We start from the raw sequence: 19,052 nt of genomic DNA, 5'->3' as shown, positions 1-19,052 counted from the left end.
GCTCGTCGGGCTCATAACCCGAAGGTCGTCGGTTCAAATCCGGCCCCCGCAACCACTTTCCCATTGAGTACTTTTTCAAATATACTGTGAGGACCTGGTCCTTCGTATCCGAATTTGAAAGAATTCTCCTGGAAGGTGTTCCAGATCGCAGTTGCGATCGCAGGGTTCAGTTATCTAAAACCCCGATTTATCGGGGTTTTTTGTTATCTGACTTCAGAATAACTGGGCTATACGCCCTTTTTTTATGTCTTGGGGGTGGGTTTGTCCACATTAGAGCAAAAATTAACAGAGATGCTCACGGCGCCGGTTGAGGCGCTTGGCTTTGAGCTGGTCGGCATCGAATTCATTCGCGGTCGCACATCCACACTGCGCATCTATATTGATAGTGATGATGGCATCAATGTTGATGATTGTGCTGATGTGAGCCACCAGGTCAGCGCTGTCATGGATGTCGAAGATCCCATCACCGTAGCTTACAACCTGGAAGTGTCTTCACCTGGTCTCGATCGCCCGATGTTTACCGCCGAACACTATGAGCGTTTTTCCGGTGAGGAAGTCGCGCTGGTATTGCGTATGGCGGTACAGAACCGTCGCAAATGGCAGGGCATTATCAAAGCGGTAGACGGTGAAATGATCACGGTAACCGTCGAAGGCAAAGATGAAGTGTTCGCGCTGAGTAACATCCAGAAGGCGAACCTGGTTCCCCACTTTTAACAGTCTGGATTGAGGTGAAAGGCCCCGATGAACAAAGAAATTTTGGCTGTTGTTGAAGCCGTTTCCAACGAAAAGGCGCTGCCGCGCGAAAAGATTTTCGAAGCGCTGGAAAGTGCTCTGGCAACGGCTACCAAGAAAAAATATGAACAAGAGATCGACGTTCGCGTAGAGATTGACCGTAAAAGCGGTGATTTCGACACTTTCCGTCGCTGGCTGGTCGTTGAAGAAGTGACCCAGCCGACGCGCGAAATTACGCTGGAAGCGGCGCGCTACGAAGACGAAAGCATGAATCCCGGTGACTACGTTGAGGACCAGATTGAATCTGTCACCTTCGACCGTATCACTACGCAGACCGCGAAACAGGTTATCGTACAGAAAGTGCGTGAAGCTGAACGCGCCATGGTTGTCGATCAGTTCCGCGAGCACGAAGGTGAAATCATCACCGGCGTGGTGAAGAAAGTAAACCGCGATAACATCACTCTCGATTTGGGCAGCAATGCTGAAGCCGTGATCCTGCGTGAAGATATGTTGCCGCGTGAGAACTTCCGTCCGGGTGACCGTATTCGCGGTGTCCTGTATGCGGTTCGTCCGGAAGCGCGCGGCGCTCAGCTGTTCGTGACCCGTTCTAAGCCGGAAATGCTGGTTGAACTGTTCCGTATTGAAGTACCGGAAATCGGCGAAGAAGTTCTCGAAATCAAAGCTGCCGCTCGCGATCCGGGCTCCCGTGCCAAGATTGCGGTGAAAACCAACGATAAGCGTATCGACCCGGTTGGCGCTTGCGTAGGTATGCGTGGCGCACGCGTTCAGGCGGTTTCGACCGAACTGGGCGGTGAGCGTATCGATATCGTCCTGTGGGATGATAACCCGGCTCAATTCGTGATTAACGCGATGGCACCGGCTGACGTCGCATCTATCGTGGTGGATGAAGATAAACACACCATGGATATCGCGGTTGAAGCGGGCAATCTGGCGCAGGCGATTGGCCGTAACGGTCAAAACGTCCGTCTGGCCTCACAGCTGAGCGGCTGGGAACTCAACGTAATGACCGTTGACGACCTGCAGGCGAAGCATCAGGCCGAAGCCCACGCGGCTATCGATACCTTCACCAAATATCTTGATATTGATGAAGATTTCGCCACGCTGTTGGTTGAAGAAGGCTTCGCGACGCTGGAAGAACTGGCCTATGTGCCGGTGAAAGAACTGCTGGAAATCGACGGTCTGGATGAAGCCACCGTTGAAGCACTTCGCGAGCGTGCGAAAAACGCGCTGACCACGCTGGCGCTGGCTCAGGAAGAAAGCCTGGGAGATACTAAACCTGCCGATGATTTATTAAATCTGGAAGGTTTAGAACGTTTGATGGCTTTCAAACTGGCTGCCCGTGGTGTTTGTACGCTGGAAGATCTCGCCGAGCAGGGCATTGATGATCTGGCTGATATCGAAGGGTTGACCGACGAAAAAGCCGGAGAGCTCATCATGGCCGCCCGTAATATTTGTTGGTTCGGCGACGAAGCGTAATAAACTGTAGCAGGAAGGAACAGCATGACAGATGTGACCATTAAAGCGCTGGCCTCAGAGATTCAGACCTCTGTGGATCGCCTGATACAGCAATTTGCTGATGCAGGGATTCGCAAATCGGCTGATGATTCTGTGACGGCGCAAGAGAAGCAAACCTTGTTGACGCACCTGAACCGCGAACACGGTTCGGCGCCCGACAAGCTGACGCTGCAGCGCAAAACGCGCAGCACGTTAAATATTCCAGGTACCGGTGGTAAAAGTAAATCGGTACAAATCGAAGTCCGCAAGAAGCGCACCTTTGTGAAACGCGACCCGCAAGAGGCAGAACGCCTTGCCGCGGAAGAGCAGGCGCAGCGTGAAGCGGAAGAGCAGGCCCACCGCGAGGCAGAAGAAGCTGCCAAGCGAGAGGCGCAATTAAAAGCTGAACGTGAGGCCGCAGAACAAGCTAAACGTGAAGTCGCTGAGAAAGCGAAACGTGAAGCTGCGGAAAAAGACAAAGTGAGCAATCAACAAACCGACGACATGACAAAAAGCGCCCAGGCTGAAAAGATCCGCCGTGAAAACGAAGCAGCAGAGCTGAAACGTAAAGCGGAAGAAGAAGCACGTCGCAAGCTTGAAGAAGAAGCGCGCCGCGTAGCGGACGAAGCACGCCGTATGGCTGCAGAAAACGAAAAGAACTGGACCGAAACGCCAGACGCTCCAGAAGAAACCAGCGATTATCACGTGACGACGTCTCAGCACGCTCGTCAGGCTGAAGATGATAACGATCGTGAAGTTGAAGGCGGTCGTGGCCGCGGTCGCAACAGCAAAGCTGCGCGTCCGAAGAAAGGCAACAAGCACGCCGAATCAAAAGCCGATCGTGAAGAAGCCCGTGCAGCCGTTCGTGGCGGCAAAGGCGGCAAGCGTAAAGGTTCTTCTCTGCAACAGGGCTTCCAGAAGCCTGTGCAGGCTGTAAACCGTGACGTTATCATCGGTGAAACCATCACCGTTGGCGAGCTGGCTAACAAGATGGCGGTCAAAGGCTCTCAGGTCATCAAAGCGATGATGAAGCTGGGCGCGATGGCGACCATCAACCAGGTCATCGACCAGGAAACCGCACAGCTGGTTGCCGAAGAGATGGGCCACAAAGTTATCCTGCGTCGTGAGAACGAACTGGAAGAAGCGGTAATGAGCGACCGTGATACCGGCGCTGCGGCAGAAGCCCGTGCACCGGTTGTGACCATCATGGGTCACGTTGACCACGGTAAAACGTCTCTGCTGGACTACATTCGTTCAACCAAAGTGGCATCCGGCGAAGCGGGTGGTATTACCCAGCACATCGGTGCCTATCACGTTGAAACTGAAAACGGGATGATCACCTTCCTGGATACCCCGGGCCACGCCGCGTTTACCTCAATGCGTGCTCGTGGTGCGCAGGCAACGGATATCGTTGTTCTGGTTGTCGCTGCCGACGATGGCGTGATGCCACAGACTATCGAAGCTATCCAGCACGCAAAAGCGGCTCAGGTGCCGGTAGTGGTTGCGGTCAACAAGATCGACAAACCTGAAGCGGACATGGATCGCGTTAAAAACGAACTGTCTCAGTACGGCGTAATGCCGGAAGAGTGGGGCGGCGAATCGCAGTTCATCCCTGTTTCTGCGAAAGCGGGTACCGGTATTGATGACCTGCTGAATGCTATCCTGCTGCAGGCTGAAGTTCTGGAGCTGAAAGCGGTACGTAACGGTATGGCCAGCGGCGCGGTTATCGAATCCTTCCTGGATAAAGGTCGTGGTCCGGTGGCAACCGTTCTGGTTCGCGAAGGGACTCTGCACAAGGGCGACATCGTACTGTGCGGCTTCGAATACGGTCGCGTTCGTGCGATGCGTAACGAACTGGGTCAGGAAGTTCTGGAAGCGGGTCCGTCCATTCCGGTGGAAATCCTCGGTCTGTCCGGTGTTCCGGCTGCGGGTGATGAAGTGACCGTCGTTCGTGACGAGAAGAAAGCGCGTGAAGTTGCGTTGTATCGTCAGGGCAAATTCCGTGAAGTTAAACTGGCGCGTCAGCAGAAATCTAAACTCGAGAACATGTTCGCTAACATGACTGAAGGCGAAGTTCACGAAGTGAACGTCGTACTGAAGGCGGACGTTCAGGGGTCTGTGGAAGCGATCTCCGACTCTTTACTGAAACTGTCTACCGACGAAGTCAAAGTGAAGATCATCGGTTCTGGCGTAGGTGGTATCACCGAAACCGACGCGACCCTGGCTGCGGCATCCAACGCCATCCTGGTGGGCTTCAACGTACGTGCCGATGCCTCTGCGCGTAAAGTGATTGAATCTGAAAGCCTGGATCTGCGCTACTACTCCGTCATCTATAACCTGATCGACGAAGTGAAAGCGGCGATGAGCGGTATGCTGTCTCCGGAACTGAAACAGCAGATCATTGGTCTGGCTGAAGTGCGTGATGTCTTTAAATCGCCGAAATTCGGCGCTATCGCGGGCTGTATGGTTACCGAAGGGACGATTAAACGTCATAACCCAATCCGCGTTCTGCGTGACAACGTGGTTATCTACGAAGGCGAGCTGGAGTCCCTGCGCCGCTTCAAAGATGACGTTAACGAAGTCCGTAACGGCATGGAATGTGGTATCGGCGTGAAGAACTACAACGACGTTCGCGTTGGCGATATGATCGAAGTGTTCGAAATCATCGAGATCCAGCGTACCATCGCGTAATCTTCGTTATGCCCGGTGGCACTGCGTTTACCGGGCCTACGTCCGGGTTGTAGGCCTGATAAGCGTAGCGCCATCAGGCTTCAAAGCGCCACCCGGCAATCATTCTAAAAAGGGGCTTATGGCCCCTTTTTTGTCTTTATCTGGAGAATTTATTATGGCGAAAGAATTTGGTCGCCCGCAGCGCGTGGCTCAGGAGATGCAAAAAGAGATTGCTATCATCCTGCAACGCGAAATTAAAGACCCGCGTCTGGGTATGATGACCACCGTTTCCGGCGTTGAAATGTCCCGCGATCTGGCTTATGCCAAAGTCTTCGTGACCTTTCTGAACGACAAAGACGAAGCCGCAGTTAAAGCCGGCATCAAAGCATTGCAGGAAGCATCCGGCTTTATCCGTTCCCTGCTGGGGAAAGCGATGCGGTTGCGTATCGTGCCGGAACTGACCTTCTTCTACGACAACTCACTGGTTGAAGGGATGCGTATGTCTAACCTGGTGACCAGCGTGGTGAAGCATGACGATGAGCGTCGTGTGAACCCGGACGACAGCAAGGAGGACTGATGAGTCGTCCTCGTCGTCGCGGTCGCGATGTGCATGGCGTGCTGTTGCTGGATAAACCTCAGGGCGCGTCCAGCAACGATGTACTGCAGAAAGTCAAACGTATCTATAACGCGAACCGCGCAGGGCATACCGGTGCGCTGGATCCGCTGGCAACCGGCATGCTGCCGATTTGTCTCGGCGAAGCCACCAAGTTTTCCCAGTATCTGCTGGATTCCGATAAGCGCTATCGTGTGATTGCGAAGCTTGGACAGCGTACCGACACCTCTGACGCCGACGGCCTGGTGGTGGAAGAACGTCCGCTGGCCTTCAGCGACGAACAGCTGGCGGCGGCGCTGGACAGTTTCCGTGGCGAAACCCAACAGGTACCGTCGATGTATTCGGCGCTGAAATACCAAGGGAAAAAGCTCTACGAATATGCCCGTCAGGGGATTGACGTCCCGCGTGAAGCCCGGCCGATTAACGTCTATGAGCTGCTGTTTATCCGCCACGAAGGGGATGAGCTGGAGCTGGAAATTCACTGCTCCAAAGGCACCTATATTCGGACGATTATTGACGATCTGGGTGAGAAACTGGGCTGTGGCGCACACGTTATTTATCTACGCCGTCTGGCCGTCAGCAAATATCCGGTTGAGCGGATGGTGACGCTGGAGCAGCTGCAGGCGCTGGTTGAACAGGCGATGGCGCAGGATATTCCTGCCGCGCAGCTGCTCGATCCGCTGCTGATGCCTATGGACAGCCCGGCGTCGGACTATCCGCTGGTTAATATTCCCGAAACATCGGCTATTTACTTTAAGAATGGCAATCCGGTCCGTACAACGGGAGCCCCGCTACAGGGCCTGGTGCGGGTGACGGAAGGTGAAGACGGGAAGTTTCTCGGTATGGGTGAGATTGACGATGAAGGCCGTGTGGCGCCGCGTCGTCTGGTTGTCGAATACCCGGCTTGAGGGCTGTTCTTGCGATAACAGTCAGCTGCGGGTAGAATATCGCCGCTTAACGTCCGCAAAAGTGTTTTAACATTTTCGGGCGTTGCATCAGGGGTCGCTGAATTAGAGATCGGCACCCTTTCTTTCTTTTAAATCTGGAGTTTTAAAATGTCTCTAAGCGTTGAAGCTAAAGCAAAAATCGTTTCTGAGTTTGGTCGTGGCGAAAACGACAGCGGTTCTACCGAAGTTCAGGTTGCACTGCTGACTGCACAGATTAACCATCTGCAGGGTCACTTCTCCGAGCATAAAAAAGATCACCACAGCCGTCGTGGTCTGCTGCGCATGGTTTCCCAGCGTCGTAAACTGCTCGACTACCTGAAACGTAAAGATGTTGCACGTTACTCTTCGCTGATCGAGCGTCTGGGTCTGCGTCGCTAATTCTGCGAGTTTCAGAAAAAGGGGCCTCAGGGCCCCTTTTTTCGACCAGGCGGCAGCAATTCACTAAAAACTCATGTATTGTTGCTATTAATGATCTTCGTGCAGAGGTTCGCGCGGCTAATGAGAGGCTTGATCCGCAGGGGCGGGTAAAGGTTGTCATTAGTCGCGAGGATGCAGGAGATCGGGTCAACTGGCGTTATGTCGTGGATATAGCGTCACCTATTGATATAAAGGATAGAATTTTGCTAAATCCGATCGTTCGTAAATTCCAGTACGGCCAACATACCGTAACACTGGAAACCGGCATGATGGCTCGTCAGGCCACTGCTGCTGTCATGGTTAGCATGGATGACACCGCGGTATTCGTTACCGTTGTGGGTCAGAAAAAAGCGAAACCAGGTCAGGACTTCTTCCCGCTGACTGTTAACTATCAAGAACGTACTTACGCAGCAGGTAAAATCCCGGGTGGTTTCTTCCGTCGCGAAGGCCGCCCAAGTGAAGGCGAAACCCTGATCGCGCGTCTGATTGACCGTCCGGTTCGCCCGCTGTTCCCGGAAGGCTTTGTTAACGAAGTGCAGGTTATCGCTACCGTTGTTTCCGTTAACCCGCAGGTTAACCCGGATATCGTAGCGATGATTGGTGCTTCCGCAGCGCTGTCCCTGTCCGGTATTCCGTTCAACGGTCCTATCGGTTCTGCCCGCGTGGGTTACATCAACGACCAGTACGTTCTGAACCCGACTCAGGATGAGCTGAAAGAAAGTAAGCTGGACCTGGTTGTTGCCGGTACCGAAGCGGCCGTGCTGATGGTTGAATCTGAAGCTGAACTGCTGAGCGAAGACCAGATGCTGGGCGCGGTGGTCTTTGGCCACGAGCAGCAGCAGATTGTCATTCAGAACATCAACGAGCTGGTTAAAGAAGCGGGTAAACCGCGCTGGGACTGGCAGCCGGAAGCCGTCAACGAAGCGCTGAATGCGCGCGTTGCTGCCCTGGCCGAAGCGCGTCTGAGCGATGCTTACCGTATCACTGATAAACAAGAGCGTTACGCTCAGATTGACGTGATCAAAGCAGAAACCATCGCGACCCTGATTGCTGAAGATGAAACCCTGGACGCTAACGAACTGGGTGAAATCCTGCACGCTATCGAGAAAAATGCCGTGCGTAGCCGCGTACTGGCAGGCGAGCCGCGTATCGATGGCCGTGAAAAAGATATGATCCGTGGTCTGGACGTTCGTACCGGCGTACTGCCGCGTACTCACGGTTCCGCACTGTTCACCCGTGGCGAAACTCAGGCTCTGGTGACTGCGACGCTGGGTACCGCACGTGATGCGCAGAACATCGACGAACTGATGGGCGAGCGTACTGACTCCTTCCTGTTCCACTACAACTTCCCTCCGTACTCCGTCGGCGAGACCGGGATGGTAGGTTCACCGAAGCGTCGTGAAATCGGTCACGGTCGTCTGGCTAAGCGCGGCGTACTGGCCGTTATGCCGACCACGGAAGAATTCCCGTACACCGTTCGCGTGGTGTCTGAAATCACCGAATCTAACGGTTCTTCCTCCATGGCTTCCGTGTGCGGTGCTTCTCTGGCGCTGATGGATGCTGGCGTGCCGGTGAAAGCCGCCGTTGCGGGTATCGCGATGGGTCTGGTGAAAGAAGGCGACAACTACGTCGTACTGTCTGACATTCTGGGTGACGAAGACCACCTGGGTGATATGGACTTCAAAGTGGCGGGTTCCCGCGACGGTATCTCTGCGCTGCAGATGGATATCAAAATTGAAGGCATCACCAAAGAGATCATGCAGGTTGCACTGAACCAGGCGAAAGGTGCACGTCTGCACATCCTGGGCGTAATGGAGCAGGCGATTAACGCGCCGCGCGGCGATATCTCCGAATTTGCACCGCGTATCCACACTATCAAGATCAGCCCGGACAAGATCAAAGACGTGATCGGTAAAGGCGGTTCTGTGATTCGTGCGCTGACCGAAGAGACCGGCACCACCATCGAAATCGAAGATGACGGTACCGTGAAGATCGCAGCGACCGACGGCGACAAAGCGCAGCATGCTATCCGTCGTATCGAAGAGATCACTGCTGAGATCGAAGTTGGCCGTGTTTACACGGGTAAAGTGACCCGTATCGTTGACTTTGGCGCATTTGTTGCCATCGGCGGCGGCAAAGAAGGTCTGGTGCATATTTCTCAGATCGCCGATAAGCGCGTAGAGAAAGTGACCGATTACCTGCAGATGGGCCAGGAAGTGCCGGTTAAGGTTCTGGAAGTTGACCGTCAGGGCCGCGTTCGTCTGAGCATTAAAGAAGCAGCTGAACAGACTCAGCCTGCCGCTGCACCGGAAGTTCCGGTTGCTGAGCAGGGCGAGTAAGGTTGCCGTTTGCCCTCCGCGTTGGCGGAGGGCGTATTACGGGCAGGACGCCTTGTTTGCAGCCGGGGAACTGGACGTTCATCCAATCGTTGTCTTCGGGAGTGGGAAATGAAGCCTTTTTTGCGCTGGTGTTTCGTGGCGACAGCTCTCACGCTGGCAGGATGCAGCAACTCTGCCTGGCGTAAGGACGCAGTCCTCGCGGTGCCATTGCAACCGACTTTGCAGCAAGAAGTGATTCTGGCGCGCATGGAACAAATTCTTGCCAGTCGGGCTTTAACCGATGACGAACGCGCACAGCTTTTATATGAGCGCGGAGTGTTGTATGATAGTCTCGGTCTGAGGGCATTAGCGCGAAATGATTTTTCACAAGCGTTGGCAATCCGACCTGATATGCCCGAAGTATTCAATTACTTAGGCATTTATTTAACGCAGGCAGGCAATTTTGATGCTGCCTATGAAGCGTTTGATTCTGTACTTGAGCTTGATCCAACTTACAACTACGCGCACTTGAATCGCGGCATCGCCCTGTATTACGGCGGTCGCGCTAAGTTAGCGCAAGATGATCTGCTGGCGTTTTATCAAGACGATCCCAATGATCCTTTCCGTAGCCTGTGGCTTTACCTCGCTGAGCGTAAACTCGACGAGAAGCGGGCGCTTGAAGCACTGAAACAGCGCTTCGACAAATCGGATAAAGAACAATGGGGATGGAACATTGTCGAGTTCTACCTTAGCGACATCAACGAAAAAACGTTGATGGACCGTTTGAAGGCAGACGCAACGGATAACACCTCGCTCGCTGAGCATCTCAGTGAAACCAACTTCTATTTAGGTAAGTACTACCTAAGTCTGGGGGACAAGGACAGCGCTACGGCACTGTTCAAACTGGCGGTCGCAAACAACGTTCACAACTACGTTGAGCACCGATACGCATTGTTGGAATTATCGCTCCTGGGCCAGGAGCAAGATGACCTGGCAGAATCGGACCAGCAATAGCTGACGAACACATCAGCCCATTTTTTGTTTGCCATCACCTTCACGGGTGAGGGCGTTGTTGTTCGTTAATACACCTACTTTGAGCCGGTTCACACTTTTCAATGAAAATTACTCTAAATTTTCACGTTGAGTTATGTAGACTGGCCGCCATTAATTTTGAGGCACACGTACTACATGGCTGAATTCGAAACCACTTTTGCAGATCTGGGCCTGAAGGCTCCCATCCTTGAAGCGCTTAACGATCTGGGTTACGAAAAACCATCTCCGATCCAGGCTGAGTGCATTCCGCATCTGCTGGGCGGCCGCGACGTTCTGGGTATGGCCCAGACGGGTAGCGGTAAAACCGCAGCGTTCTCTTTACCGCTGCTGAACAACCTTGATCCTGAGCTGAAAGCACCGCAAATTCTGGTGCTGGCGCCGACCCGCGAACTGGCGGTTCAGGTCGCTGAAGCAATGACGGACTTCTCTAAACATATGCGCGGTGTAAACGTGGTAGCCCTTTACGGCGGCCAGCGTTATGACGTGCAACTGCGTGCTTTGCGCCAGGGACCACAAATCGTTGTGGGGACCCCAGGTCGTCTGCTGGACCACCTGAAGCGCGGTACTCTTGATCTCTCTAAACTGAGCGGTCTGGTACTGGATGAAGCTGACGAAATGTTGCGTATGGGCTTCATCGAAGACGTAGAAACAATTATGGCGCAGATCCCGGAAGGTCATCAGACCGCTCTGTTCTCTGCCACCATGCCGGAAGCAATCCGTCGCATTACCCGCCGCTTTATGAAAGAGCCGCAGGAAGTGCGCATCCAGTCCAGCGTCACCACTCGCCCGGACATCAGCCAGAGCTACTGGACTGCTTACGGTATGCGTAAAAATGAAGCGCTGGTGCGTTTCCTGGAAGCGGAAGATTTTGATGCGGCGATTATCTTCGTTCGTACCAAAAACGCGACCCTGGAAGTGGCTGAAGCGCTGGAGCGTAGCGGCTACAACAGCGCCGCGCTGAACGGCGACATGAACCAGGCGCTGCGTGAGCAGACTCTGGAGCGTCTGAAAGATGGTCGTCTGGATATCCTGATTGCGACCGACGTTGCGGCTCGTGGCCTCGACGTTGAGCGTATCAGCCTGGTTGTTAACTATGATATCCCGATGGACTCCGAGTCTTACGTTCACCGTATCGGCCGTACCGGTCGTGCGGGTCGTGCTGGCCGCGCGCTGCTGTTCGTTGAGAACCGTGAACGCCGCCTGCTGCGTAACATCGAACGCACCATGAAGATGACGATTCCAGAAGTAGAGCTGCCGAACGCAGAACTGCTGGGCAAACGCCGCCTGGAAAAATTTGCTGCCAAAGTTCAGCAGCAGCTGGAAAGCAGCGATCTGGATCAGTACCGCGCGCTGCTGGCGAAAATCCAGCCGTCTGCTGAAGGTGAAGAGCTGGATATCGAAACTCTGGCCGCAGCACTGCTGAAAATGGCTCAGGGCGAACGTCCGCTGATTCTGCCGCCGGATGCGCCGATGCGTCCTAAGCGTGAATTCCGCGACCGTGACGATCGTTTCGAACGTCGTGGCGACCGCAATGACCGTGGCCCGCGTGGCGACCGTCCGGAGCGTAGCGGCGAAGACCGTCCTAAGCGCGAACGTCGCGATGTGGGCGATATGGAACTGTATCGCATTGAAGTGGGCCGCGATGATGGCGTTGAAGTTCGTCATATTGTTGGCGCTATCGCTAACGAAGGCGATATCAGCAGCCGTTACATCGGTAACATCAAGCTGTTCGGTACCCACTCCACGATCGAACTGCCGAAAGGCATGCCGGGCGAAGTTCTGCAGCACTTCACGCGTACTCGCATCCTGAACAAGCCGATGAACATGCAACTGCTGGGCGATGCTCAGCCGCGTCCGGACCGTGGCGGCGAACGTCGTGGCGGCGGTGAACGTCGTGAAGGCGGTCGTGCATTCGGTGGCGAACGTCGTGAAGGCGGCCGCAACTTCGGTGAGCGTCGCGAAGGCGGCCGTGGTGATGGTCGTCGTTTCAGCGGCGAACGTCGTGACAGTGCTCGTGCCCCGCGTCGTGATGATGCGTCTGCGGCTCCGCGCCGTGATGATTCCGCTGGCCGTCGTCGTTTCGGTGGCGATGCGTAATTAACGCACTCCGCTAGCGTAAAGTAAATAATACAGCCCCGATCGTGATGATTGGGGCTTTTTTTATTTCCTTTGTACTCGTGTACTGGTACAGTGCTGCGCGTTAACAACGAAAAGCATGATTGACTGGAGATTTCGGCAAATGGCGACACTTACCACTACGGCAACCCGACCGTCCTTGTTTGGCGGCGTGGTGATAATCGGCGGAACCATCATTGGCGCAGGCATGTTTTCGCTGCCGGTGGTCATGTCCGGCGCGTGGTTCTTCTGGTCGCTGGCAGCGCTGATCTTTACCTGGTTTTGCATGCTCCATTCCGGACTGATGATTCTGGAAGCCAACCTGAACTACCGCATTGGTTCCAGCTTCGACACCATCACCAAAGACCTGCTCGGCAAAGGCTGGAATCTGGTCAACGGTCTGTCGATCGCTTTTGTGCTCTATATCCTGACCTACGCCTATATCTCGGCCAGCGGCTCCATACTGCACCATACCTTCTCTGAGCTTTCATTGAATGTGCCGGCGCGGGCTGCGGGCTTTGGCTTTGCGCTGCTGGTGGCTTTTATTGTGTGGTTGAGCACCAAAGCGGTGAGCCGAATGACGGCAATCGTGCTGGGAGCAAAGGTCATCACCTTCTTCCTGACCTTTGGCAGCCTGCTGGGACATGTTGAACCGACGACGTTATTTAATGTTGCCGAAAAAAATGCTTCCTACACGCCATATCTGCTGATGACGCTGCCGTTTTGCCTGGCCTCCTTTGGCTATCACGGTAACGTACCGAGCCTGATGAAGTATTACGGCAAAGATCCCCGGACCATTATCCGCTGCCTGGTGTACGGCACGCTGCTGGCCCTTGGACTGTATGTCGTCTGGTTACTGGTGACGATGGGCAACATTCCACGCACTGAGTTTATCGGCATCGCGCAGAAGGGCGGTAACATTGATGTGCTGGTACAGGCATTGAGCGGAGTGCTCAACAGCCGTAGTCTGGACCTGCTGCTGGTGGTGTTCTCGAACTTCGCCGTTGCCAGCTCTTTCCTTGGCGTCACTCTGGGCCTGTTTGACTATCTGGCGGACCTGTTTGGGTTTGATGATTCGGCTCTCGGCCGTTTTAAGACCGCGCTCCTGACCTTTGTGCCACCGATCATTGGCGGCCTGCTGCAGCCCAATGGTTTCCTGTATGCCATCGGTTATGCCGGTTTAGCCGCAACCATCTGGGCGGCGATTGTCCCGGCCCTGTTAGCCCGCGCATCGCGTAAACGCTTCGGTAGTCCACAGTTTCGTGTCTGGGGCGGAACGCCGATGATTGTGCTGATTCTGCTGTTTGGCGTCGGCAACATTATCGTGCATTTTTTATCGAGCTTTAATCTGTTGCCTGTTTATCAGTAAGCAGAATGCCCGGTGGCGCGAGGCTGACCGGGCCTACAGGAATGAACAGGCCGGATAAGACGCCGCCGCCATCAGGCAAAAAGTGACCCTGTCGACTCGAAGTGAGAATGCCCGGTGGCGCGAGGCTGACCGGGCCTACAGGGAATGAGCAGGTCGGATAAGACGCCGCCGCCATCCGGCAAAAACTACCCCAGCAACTCCTCTTTCACCTGCATCGCTAAATCAAACGAATGCAAACGCGCCTGATGATCGAAGATCTGCCCGTTGACCATCAGCTCATCGGCCTGGGTTTCCCGCAGAATGGATTCCAGCCCGTGGCGGATTTTGGCTTTATCCCCCACCAGCGACATGCTGAGCGCCTGCTGTACTCCGTACTGTTCAGAGGCGGACCACAGTTGATGCATATTTTCCACCGGCGGCGGCAGCTGACCGGTTTCGCCGCGACGCAGTTTCACGAATGCCTGTTGCATCGAGGTGAACAGGAATTCGGCATCACGGTTGCTATCGGCGGCGATGATATTAATACATACCATGGCGTACGGTTTCGCTAAGCGTTCGGACGGTTTGAACTGGGTGCGGTAGAGATGCAGCGCCTGGAATAACATATCCGGCGCGAAGTGCGAGGCGAAGGCAAAAGGCAGCCCAAGCTGCGCCGCCAGCTGCGCGCTGTACAGACTGGATCCTAACAGCCACACCGGGATCTTCTCGCCGTAGCCGGGAACCGGGCGCACGTGCGGATTGGGGTCGCGGGCATCAAACCAGCCCACCAGTTCGGCGACATCACGTGGGAAGTTATCAACATCCCCACCCATATGGCGGCGGAGCGCCATCATCGTGCGCTGGTCGCTGCCCGGTGCCCGGCCAAGCCCGAGGTCAATACGACCGGGATACAAGGTATTGAGCGTACCGAACTGTTCGGCGATCACCAGCGGTGAATGGTTGGGTAACATCACGCCACCGGATCCCAGGTGCAGCGTCGTGGTATTCGCCGCCAGATAACCGATAAGCACCGAGGTTGCGGCGCTGGCGATGCCAACCATGTTGTGGTGCTCCGCCAGCCAATAGCGGTGATAGCCGCGTTTTTCAGCCAGACGCGCGAGATCCAGAGAGTGTGAGAAGGCCGTTTTGGCGCAAGAACCCTCGGGGATCGGTGCCAGATCGAGCACCGAGAACGGAATAGATTTGTCAGTCATAAAGGCTCACTTTGTTACAGCATCGTCATCAGATTGAAGGTCTTCTTCCAGCCTGGCGCATTCAGCGAGCGTCGGCCAGAAAAGCTGCAGCGTTCATACTGCATGAAAAGACGAAGCATGCTGTTAACAAAGTGAGCTATTTTCAGGACTGCAGTTCCAGCCCGGCCAGCCGTTTCCAGTAACCGTTACAGTCACTGTTGGCGATCAGCGGCAGCGGCGAGGCGCCGTTTTCATTGGCGCGGAAAGCATCAAGCATGGCAAAGGTATCGTTGTCCAGCGGGGACAGGCGCACCATATCGACCAACCCCTGCATCGACGCCAGTTCGTTGCCGAGGTTATAGACATAGCCGCTCATGGTCTGAATACCGTTCAGGACAAACACCTGCTGATTTTCCTGGGACAGCACGCTGCGCCCGTTCGGGTACTTGATGCAGCAGGTCTCGCATTCGTCTTTTGGCCGATCTTCGGAACGTGCGGTAAAGCAGCGCGCAGAATAGGCCAGCGGCAGATGGCCGTAGCTCAGGACTTCCACTTCGAACTGATCGCGCAAACCAAGATCTTCGCACTGGGTGAGCAGATTCACCAGCCAGTCGCGAGACAGTTCAACCGGCATACACCAGCGGATCATTCCCTGTTTACGCAGCAGACGCAGGGTGACGGCGTTATAGCAGTTGAGCGCATGTCCGGCGACGAACGGCAGTTTGCGCTCTGCGCACATATTGACGACGCCAAGATCGCTGGCTTCGATCAGAAATTCGCCGTTATCGACATAGCGCTTCAGCTCATTGAGTTCGGAAGAGGCCTGCACCAGCGCAAGCGTGGAGAGCACCACCTGCTTACCGCTGCCCGCCAGCGCTTTCGCCATCTCCAGCCAGTCGCCTGTTTTGGTGGCGCGACGTTTGCTGCATACGGCTTCGCCCAGATAGATCGTATCGGCACTGGAGCGCGCGGCCTGCTGGTAAAAATCTTCCAGCGTCTCCTTCGGCCAGTAGTAAAGCACCGGCCCTAATGAATATTTCATGACTTTTCTCACTGCCATTTACGGTGGTAGGCGCCAAGAGTGGTTTGTGTCCCTTCGGACATCGCACCGAGCGTCTTCATCCATGCGGATTGCGGAATAAAGTTTTGCGGATCGGCTTTGCAGCGGTCGATCGCCTGACGCCAGACTTTCGCCACCTGGGTGACATAGGCCGGGCTGCGCTGACGACCTTCAATTTTCACCGACGCAATATTTGCCGCCATCAGTTCCGGCAGGAGCTCCAGCGTATTCAGGCTGGTTGGCTCTTCCAGCGCATGATAGCGCTCGCCATCTACCAGATAGCGGCCCTTGCATAGCGTCGGGTAGCCCGCATTTTCACCATCCTGGTAGCGATCGATCAGCACTTCGTTGAGGCGTGATTCGAGACCCTGCGGCGTTTGCTGCCAGCGAACAAAGCGTGCAGGGGAACAGGCGCCGACGGTATTTGGCGATTCGCCGGTCAGGTAGGAAGAGAGGTAGCAGCGGCCTTCCGCCATGATGCACAGGCTACCGAAGGCGAAGACCTCCAGCGGCACCGGCGTTGTGCGGGCCAGCTGTTTTACCTGATGAATTGACAGCACGCGCGGCAGCACGACGCGGGCGACATCGAAATTGCGCTGATAGAAACGCACCGCCTCTTCATTGGTTGCCGACGCCTGTACCGAAACGTGGCGTTCAATATGCGGATAACGCTCCGCGGCGTATTCCAGCATGGCGATATCGGCAAGGATTAAAGCATCCGCGCCCAGCTGCGCCGCCATGTCTACCGCGCGCTGCCAGCGGGCATAGCCGTCAGGATGCGCAAAGGTATTGATCGCAATATGCAGCTTACGACGGTGCTGATGCACAAAACTCACGGCTTCCTGCAGTTTCTTTTCGGTGAAATTAAGACCGGCAAAGTGGCGGGCGTTGGTGTCATCTTTCAGCCCGATATAGACGGCGTCGGCACCGTTTTCGATGGCCGCCTTAAGTGCCGGAAGGTTGCCGGCTGGGCAGAGCAGCTCCATAACTTTTCCTGAAAAATGCGGCCCGAAGGGACGCTGATAGGGTTAATGAGCAGGGATTTTAGTTAACCTTCTGGTGACAATTTTTGATTTGAGGCAGTTAAAAGCGTATTGGCGGCGCCAATAATAGCTACCCGTCGTGGTGATTTTGTTGATTTACGCCGCTATGTCGTTTATTTGATATGGCACAATAGCGGAACTATTGCTTTCATGGAGTAAGGCTTGTGTTGGATAAATTGCGTTCCCGGCTGGTCCACTTTGGCCCGTCTTTGATGAGCGTGCCGGTTAAGCTGGCGCCTTTTGCCCTCAAGCGCCAGGTGCTGGAGCAGGTATTAAGCTGGCAGTTTCGTCAGGCTCTGGAGGATGGCGAACTGGATTTTCTCGAAGGCCGCTGGTTAAGTATTAATGTGCGTGATATCGGTCTGCTGTGGTATACCTCGGTGAGCGATGGGCGTCTGGTGGTCAGCTCTACGGCCGAAGCGGATGTGAGCTTCAGCGCCGATGCCAGCGATCTGCTGATGATTGTCGCGCGTAAACAGGATCCGGATACATTGTTCTTCCAGCGTCGGCTGGTCATCGAAGGCGATACTGAGCTGGGGCTGTATGTAAAAAACCTGATGGATGCCATTGAGCTGGAGCAGATGCCAAAAGCGCTGCGCGTGATGCTGCTGCAGCTGGCTGACTTTGTTGAAGCGGGGCTAAACGGCCCGCGGAAACCTGAACAGACATCGGTAGGTGAGGCATGCTGATTCGAGTTGAAATTGGGATTGATGCACCGGGAATCGACGCGTTATTGCGCCGTACGTTTGGCAGCGATGCCGAAGCGCAGCTGGTGCACGATTTACGTGAAGACGGTCTGATCACGCTGGGCGTGGTGGCGACAGATGATGAAGGGCAGGTTATTGGCTACGTCGCCTTCAGCCCGGTCTCCGTTGAAGGCGAAGAGCTGCAGTGGGTCGGACTGGCGCCGCTGGCGGTAGATGAAAACTATCGCGGCCAGGGCATCGGCAGTCAGCTGGTCTACGAAGGGCTGGATTCATTAAATGAGTTTAGCTATGCCGCAGTGGTGACGCTGGGCGATCCGGCCCTCTACGGGCGCCTTGGCTTTGAGCCGGCTGCCCGCTTCGATCTGCGTTGCCGCTGGCCGGATACCGCCGAGGCGTTCCAGGTACGCCCGCTGGCCGATGACGCGCTGGAAGGGGTGCATGGGCTGGTCGAGTACTGCGATCGCTTTAACCGCCTCTGAGGCTCTCCAGCAGAGTCTCAAAAGAACCATCACCGGCAACGAGGCGCTCTTTCTGGCGCTTCGTTAGCTGCTTGATACGATACTCCAGTCGTAATGCAAGTGAGTGTTCACCAACTTCCTGACTGAACGCCAGCTGCAGCTCGCCTTTTCCCCGCAATGCTTTTGCTCCCTTGCCATCCTGATGCTGACAAAAACGGCGCGCAACATCGGTAGTAATCCCGGTATAAAGGCGATTATCGGCGGTACGTATCAGATAGAGAAACCAGCGCACGGTAGAAAGGTCGGTATGTTAAGGTAGATGCACCATAACATACCGGAGAGTAAAGATGGATACGCTTGCTGCTATCAGCCGCTGGCTTGGCAAACAGCATGTGATTAGCTGGTGCGTTGCCAGTGAGGGAGAGCTGTGGTGCGCCAATGCGTTCTATGTGTATGACGCGCAAAACGTCGCCTTCTATCTCCTGAGTGATGACCATACCCGCCACGGGCAGATGACCGGCCTGCGCGCAAAGGTTGCCGGCACCGTAAATGGCCAGCCGAAAACCGTAGCCCGCATTCGCGGCGTCCAGTTTAAAGGTGAAATTCGCCGTCTTTCCGGCGACGAGGAAGCGGCGATGCGCGCGCGGTACGTCAGCCGCTTTCCGATCGCCAGGATGCTGCGGGCGCCGGTCTGGGAAATCCGTCCGGATGAGCTCAAATTCACCGATAACACGCTGGGGTTCGGCAGCAAGTTACACTGGCTCCGTCACCCGGATAGCGAGTGAAAGCCCGCACGGGCGTGCAGAGTCTGACATTTCCCGCATACTTTTGTTACCGCGGCATCCGCTGCTGAAGGGCTGATT

At 55.1% G+C, this 19,052-nt stretch carries 18 protein-coding genes; 14 read left to right on the top strand and 4 right to left on the bottom strand.

Annotated elements, in window-relative coordinates:
- Positions 1-261: 261 nt before the first annotated feature.
- The 11 genes from rimP (at position 262) to mtr (ending at position 13,749) form a co-directional block, all read left to right on the top strand.
- Positions 262-714, top strand: a complete 453-nt coding sequence (gene rimP, locus CWM52_RS19130) for a ribosome maturation factor RimP (protein WP_004868075.1) — start codon at positions 262-264, stop codon at positions 712-714.
- Positions 715-741: 27 nt separating this feature from the next.
- Complete coding sequence (nusA, locus tag CWM52_RS19125) at positions 742-2,229, top strand: transcription termination factor NusA (protein ID WP_032690584.1); 1,488 nt, start codon at positions 742-744, stop codon at positions 2,227-2,229.
- Positions 2,230-2,253: 24 nt separating this feature from the next.
- Entirely contained in the window at positions 2,254-4,938 is a 2,685-nt protein-coding gene (gene infB / locus CWM52_RS19120) for a translation initiation factor IF-2 (RefSeq protein WP_100685546.1), read from the top strand.
- A 154-nt stretch (positions 4,939-5,092) separates the two neighbouring features.
- Complete coding sequence (gene rbfA, locus CWM52_RS19115; RefSeq protein WP_004106092.1) at positions 5,093-5,494, top strand: 30S ribosome-binding factor RbfA; 402 nt, start codon at positions 5,093-5,095, stop codon at positions 5,492-5,494.
- On the top strand, positions 5,494-6,438 hold the full coding sequence (truB, locus tag CWM52_RS19110) for a tRNA pseudouridine(55) synthase TruB (protein ID WP_100685545.1): 945 nt from the start codon (positions 5,494-5,496) through the stop codon (positions 6,436-6,438). Before rbfA ends, truB begins: the two co-directional genes overlap by 1 nt.
- 147 nt (positions 6,439-6,585) lie before the next feature.
- Entirely contained in the window at positions 6,586-6,855 is a 270-nt protein-coding gene (gene rpsO, locus CWM52_RS19105; protein WP_004868066.1) for a 30S ribosomal protein S15, read from the top strand.
- A gap of 242 nt (positions 6,856-7,097) precedes the next feature.
- On the top strand, positions 7,098-9,233 hold the full coding sequence (gene pnp, locus CWM52_RS19100) for a polyribonucleotide nucleotidyltransferase (protein ID WP_100685544.1): 2,136 nt from the start codon (positions 7,098-7,100) through the stop codon (positions 9,231-9,233).
- Between the two features lie 108 nt (positions 9,234-9,341).
- Positions 9,342-10,226: a lipoprotein NlpI gene (nlpI, locus tag CWM52_RS19095; protein WP_100685543.1), complete on the top strand. Its 885-nt coding sequence runs from the start codon at positions 9,342-9,344 to the stop codon at positions 10,224-10,226.
- 101 nt (positions 10,227-10,327) lie between these two features.
- Positions 10,328-10,408, top strand: a complete 81-nt coding sequence (gene yrbN, locus CWM52_RS19090; RefSeq protein ID WP_099001532.1) for a protein YrbN — start codon at positions 10,328-10,330, stop codon at positions 10,406-10,408.
- A complete protein-coding gene (locus CWM52_RS19085; protein ID WP_100685542.1) occupies positions 10,401-12,362 on the top strand; it encodes a DEAD/DEAH family ATP-dependent RNA helicase in 1,962 nt (653 codons plus the stop codon). The genes yrbN and CWM52_RS19085 overlap by 8 nt, the downstream gene beginning before the upstream one ends.
- 142 nt (positions 12,363-12,504) lie before the next feature.
- A complete protein-coding gene (mtr, locus tag CWM52_RS19080) occupies positions 12,505-13,749 on the top strand; it encodes a tryptophan permease (protein ID WP_100685541.1) in 1,245 nt (414 codons plus the stop codon).
- Between the two features lie 185 nt (positions 13,750-13,934).
- Here mtr and CWM52_RS19075 read toward each other — a convergent pair whose 3' ends face one another.
- From CWM52_RS19075 to ubiU, 3 genes are all read right to left on the bottom strand, one after another.
- Positions 13,935-14,942 carry a luciferase-like monooxygenase gene (locus CWM52_RS19075; protein ID WP_100685540.1) on the bottom strand — a complete coding sequence of 336 codons (1,008 nt, stop codon included), beginning with the start codon at positions 14,940-14,942 and terminating at the stop codon, positions 13,935-13,937.
- 142 nt (positions 14,943-15,084) lie between these two features.
- Positions 15,085-15,963 carry a U32 family peptidase gene (locus CWM52_RS19070; protein WP_100685539.1) on the bottom strand — a complete coding sequence of 293 codons (879 nt, stop codon included), beginning with the start codon at positions 15,961-15,963 and terminating at the stop codon, positions 15,085-15,087.
- Between the two features lie 8 nt (positions 15,964-15,971).
- The gene (gene ubiU, locus CWM52_RS19065) at positions 15,972-16,967 is read right to left on the bottom strand and encodes a ubiquinone anaerobic biosynthesis protein UbiU (protein WP_100685538.1); all 996 of its coding nucleotides are present in this window, start codon (positions 16,965-16,967) and stop codon (positions 15,972-15,974) included.
- Between the two features lie 221 nt (positions 16,968-17,188).
- Here ubiU and ubiT point away from each other — a divergent pair, with 221 nt between their 5' ends.
- Positions 17,189-17,713: a ubiquinone anaerobic biosynthesis accessory factor UbiT gene (gene ubiT / locus CWM52_RS19060; protein WP_100685537.1), complete on the top strand. Its 525-nt coding sequence runs from the start codon at positions 17,189-17,191 to the stop codon at positions 17,711-17,713.
- The gene (locus CWM52_RS19055; RefSeq protein ID WP_100685536.1) at positions 17,707-18,210 is read left to right on the top strand and encodes a GNAT family N-acetyltransferase; all 504 of its coding nucleotides are present in this window, start codon (positions 17,707-17,709) and stop codon (positions 18,208-18,210) included. The genes ubiT and CWM52_RS19055 overlap by 7 nt, the downstream gene beginning before the upstream one ends.
- On the opposite strand, the gene CWM52_RS19050 is transcribed toward CWM52_RS19055, so the two are convergent.
- Complete coding sequence (locus CWM52_RS19050) at positions 18,197-18,481, bottom strand: GIY-YIG nuclease family protein (RefSeq protein WP_004868040.1); 285 nt, start codon at positions 18,479-18,481, stop codon at positions 18,197-18,199. The two genes, CWM52_RS19055 and CWM52_RS19050, sit on opposite strands and share 14 nt — an antisense overlap.
- Positions 18,482-18,536: 55 nt before the next feature.
- Between CWM52_RS19050 and CWM52_RS19045 the strand changes: the two genes are divergently transcribed.
- Positions 18,537-18,974 (top strand): YhbP family protein, encoded by a 438-nt coding sequence (locus CWM52_RS19045; protein ID WP_100685535.1) that lies wholly within the window; start codon positions 18,537-18,539, stop codon positions 18,972-18,974.
- Positions 18,975-19,052 lie beyond the last annotated feature (78 nt).

This window comes from Raoultella sp. T31, assembly GCF_002806725.1.
Classification (GTDB): domain Bacteria; phylum Pseudomonadota; class Gammaproteobacteria; order Enterobacterales; family Enterobacteriaceae; genus Klebsiella; species Klebsiella electrica.
Note: the sequence above shows the minus strand (reverse complement) of the source record. Positions and strands in the feature narration are given on the sequence as shown.